The sequence below is a fragment of the Streptomyces sp. BRA346 genome (genome assembly GCF_052851135.1).
This window is the reverse complement of record NZ_JAIWIH010000119.1, coordinates 1-3,673: the sequence shown is the minus strand read 5'-3', so window position 1 is coordinate 3,673 and position 3,673 is coordinate 1. Positions and strand designations below refer to the sequence as shown.

Genomic DNA, 3,673 nt, shown 5'->3' with positions numbered 1-3,673 from the left:
CCCCTCGGGCCGGTCCTGGCCGTACGTGGCGAGCAGCGCCTGCGCCTCGATCGGGTCGCCCAGCGTCGTCCCCGTACCGTGCGCCTCGACCACGTCGACCTCGCCGGTGGTCAGGCGGGCGTTGGCGAGGGCCTGCCGGATGACGCGCTGCTGGGACGGGCCGTTGGGCGCCGTCAGACCGTTGCTCGCACCGTCCTGGTTGATGGCGGAGCCGCGGACGACCGCCAGCACCGGGTGGCCGTTCTTCCGGGCGTCCGACAGCCGCTCCACGAGCAGCATGCCCACGCCCTCGGCCGGGCTGAAGCCGTCGGCGTCCGACGAGAACACCTTGCTGCGGCCGTCGGAGGACAGTCCGCGCTGGCGGCTGAACTCGATGAACGTGCCGGGAGTCGCCATGACGGTCACACCGCCCGCGAGCGCCAGCGAGCATTCGCCGCCTCGCAGCGCCTGCACGGCGAGGTGCAGTGCCACCAGCGACGCCGAGCAGGCGGTGTCGACGGTGACCGCCGGTCCCTCCAGGCCGAAGGTGTACGAGAGCCGGCCGGAGACGACGCTCGCGGCGCTGCCGGTGGCGAGGTGGCCCTCGTAGCCCTCGGTGGTGTTGCGCATGAGGATCGAATAGTCGGAGCCGTTGGTGCCCACGAAGACGCCGGACTGGCTGCCGTGCAGCGTGGCCGGGTCGATGCCCGCGCGCTCGAACGCCTCCCAGGAGGTCTCCAGCAGCAGCCGCTGCTGCGGGTCCATCGCCATCGCCTCGCGCGGCGAGATCCCGAAGAACGCCGGGTCGAACTCGGCGGCCCCGGTGAGGAATCCGCCCTCGCGGGTGTAGCTGGTGCCCTGCGCGTCCGGGTCCGGGTTGTAGAGGGAGTCGATGTCCCAGCCGCGGTCGCCGGGGAACTCCGACAGCGCGTCGCCACCGGCGTCGAGCAGCTGCCACAGCTCCTCGGGGGTGCGGACGCCACCCGGGAAGCGGCAGCTCATGGCGACGATGGCGATCGGCTCGTCATCGGCGGACACCGCCGCGACCGGCTGCGTGGCCACGGCCGCCTGCTGCCCGCCGGACAGCTCGGTGCGCAGCTGGCGCGCGAGCACCGTCGGGGTCGGGTAGTCGAAGATGAGCGTCGGCGGCAGCTTCAGCCCGCTGGCGGCGCCGAGGCGGTTGCGGAGTTCGACGGCGGTCAGCGAGTCGAAGCCCAGGTCCTTGAACGCCCGGCCCGGCTCGACGTCGTCGGCGCCCGCGTAGCCCAGTACGGCCGCCACGGCGGTCCGTACCAGCTCCAGCACCAGCCGCTCCTGCTCGGCCTCCGACGCCCCGGCGAGCTGCCGCACCAGCGCGGCGCCCTCGGCGCCCTCCGCCTCGGCGTCGCCGCTCATGTCCGCGATGACGTCCCGCGCCTCGGGCAGGTCGTGCAGCAGCGGACGGGAGCGGCCGGAGGTGAAGGCGAGGACGAAGCGCTTCCACTCCATGTCGACGACGGTCAGCACCGACTCGTCGCGGTCCAGGGCGTGCTGGAGCGCGGTGACGGCCGCGCCGGGCGCCATCTCGATGACACCGTGGCGGCGCATCCGGTCGCCCACGCCGCCCTCGGCCATCCCGCCTTCGCCCCACGGCCCCCAGGCCAGCGAGGTGGCGGTCAGGCCCTGGGCGCGCCGCCACTCGGCGAACGCGTCGAGGAACGCGTTGCCCGGCGCGTAGTTGCCCTGGCCGGGCGCGCCGAAGGTGGCCGCGAAGGACGAGAACAGCACGAACGCGGACAGGTCCAGGTCGCGGGTCAGCTCGTGCAGATGCCGGGTGGCGTCGACCTTCACCTTCAGCACCCGGTCGATCTGCTCCGGGGTCAGCCCCTCGATCACCCCGTCGTCCAGCACGGCGGCCGTGTGCACGACGGCGGTCAGCGGACGGTCTGCGGGGACGGCGGCGAGCAGCGCTTCGACCTGGGCGCGGTCGGCCACGTCGCACGCGGCGACGGTGACCTGGGCGCCGAGCGCGGTCAGTTCGTCGCGCAGCTCGGCCGCGCCGGGCGCCTCCAGGCCGCGGCGGCTGGTGAGCACCAGGTGCTCGGCACCGTTACGGGCCAGCCAGCGCGCCACATGGGCGCCCAGCGCCCCCGTACCGCCGGTGACCAGCGTCGTTCCGGACGGGCTCCAGGACCGCACGGCCCGGGTGCCGCTCAGCGGGGCGCGCACCAGGCGGCGTACGAGGAGCCCGGTGGCGCGGATCGCCAGCTGATCCTCGTCCTCTGCGCCCGCCAGCGCGGTGACCAGTCGGGACAGCGCCCGCTCGTCGGCCACCTCGGGCAGGTCGACCAGACCGCCCCAGCGCTCGCCGTGCTCCAGCGCGGCCACCCGGCCCAGGCCCCAGATCAGCGCCTGCTCGGGCGCGTCCAGCGCATCGGCGCGGCCGACGGACACCGCGCCCCGCGTGGCGGACCACAGCTGCGCGCCGATCTCCGCGTCGCCCAGCGCCTGCACCAGCGCGAACTGCGCCGCCACCCCGGCCGGGACGGAGCCGTGCAGCGGGTGCGGACGGCCCTCCAGCGCCAGCAGCGACAGCACACCGGCGAACGGGATGCCGTCGGTGGCGGTGAGCGCGGCGCGCAGCCGCTCGGTCAGCTGCTCACGGCCTTCGGTGGCGGGGTCCACCACGATCTGCCGTACGTCCGCGCCGCGTTCGGCGAGCGTGCGTGCCGCGCCGGTCGCCCACTCGTCCTCGGCGGCGGACTGCGGCACGACCAGCAGCCACGCCCCGGACAGCCGCGCGGGCTGCCCGTCGGCGAGCGGCTTCCACGTCACGCGGTAGCGCCAGCCGTCCACCGTGGACTGCTCGCGGGCCTGCTTGCGCCACGACGCGAGGGCGGGCAGCAGCGCGCTGACCTGCTCGTCGCCGTCGACGGCCAGTTCGGCGGCCAGCGCCTGCCAGTCCTCGCGGTCGACGGCGTCCCAGAAGCGGGCCTCGATGGGGTCGGCGGCGGTGGCAGTGGGCGTCGTACCCGCCTGGAGCCAGTAGTGCTGGTGCTGGAAGGCGTACGTGGGCAGCGCGACGCGCGAGGCGCCCGTACCGTCGAACACCGCGTCCCAGTCGACCTGGACGCCGCGGGTCCACGCCTCGCCGAGGGACGCCCAGAAGCGCTCCAGGCCACCTTCGTCGCGGCGCAGCGAGCCGATCGCGGCCGCGTCCACACCGGCGTCCTCGGCGGTGTCCTGCACGCCCATCGTCAGCACCGGGTGGGCGCTGGACTCGATGAACGCCCCGAAGCCCTCGTCGAGGAGACGGCGTACGGCACTCTCCAGTTCGACGGTGCGGCGCAGGTTGGTGAACCAGTACTCGGCGTCCAGCTCCGGGCCCTCGACCCACTCCCCCGTCACGGTCGACAGGAACGGCACCTGGGCGGGCTGCGGCTGTACGGGGGCGAGGAGCTTCAGCAGCTCATCGCGCAGCAGCTCCACCTGCGCGGAGTGCGAGGCGTAATCCACCGGCACCCGGCGGGCCCGGACCTCGTCCGCCTCACAGGACGCCAGCAGCTCGTCCAGCGCGGTCGGCTCACCGGAAACGACCACGGCCGACGGGCCGTTGACGGCCGCCACCGAGATCCGCTCCTCACCCCACGCCGCGATCCGCTCCCGTACCTCCGACACCGGCAGCGCCACCGACACCATGCCGCCCTTGCCCGCC

At 74.6% G+C, this 3,673-nt stretch carries 1 protein-coding gene; it reads right to left on the bottom strand.

Annotated elements, in window-relative coordinates; all coding sequences use genetic code 11:
* On the bottom strand, window positions 1-3,673 hold a 3,673-nt coding region (locus LCH29_RS43610; protein WP_446467227.1), incomplete at both ends, for an SDR family NAD(P)-dependent oxidoreductase.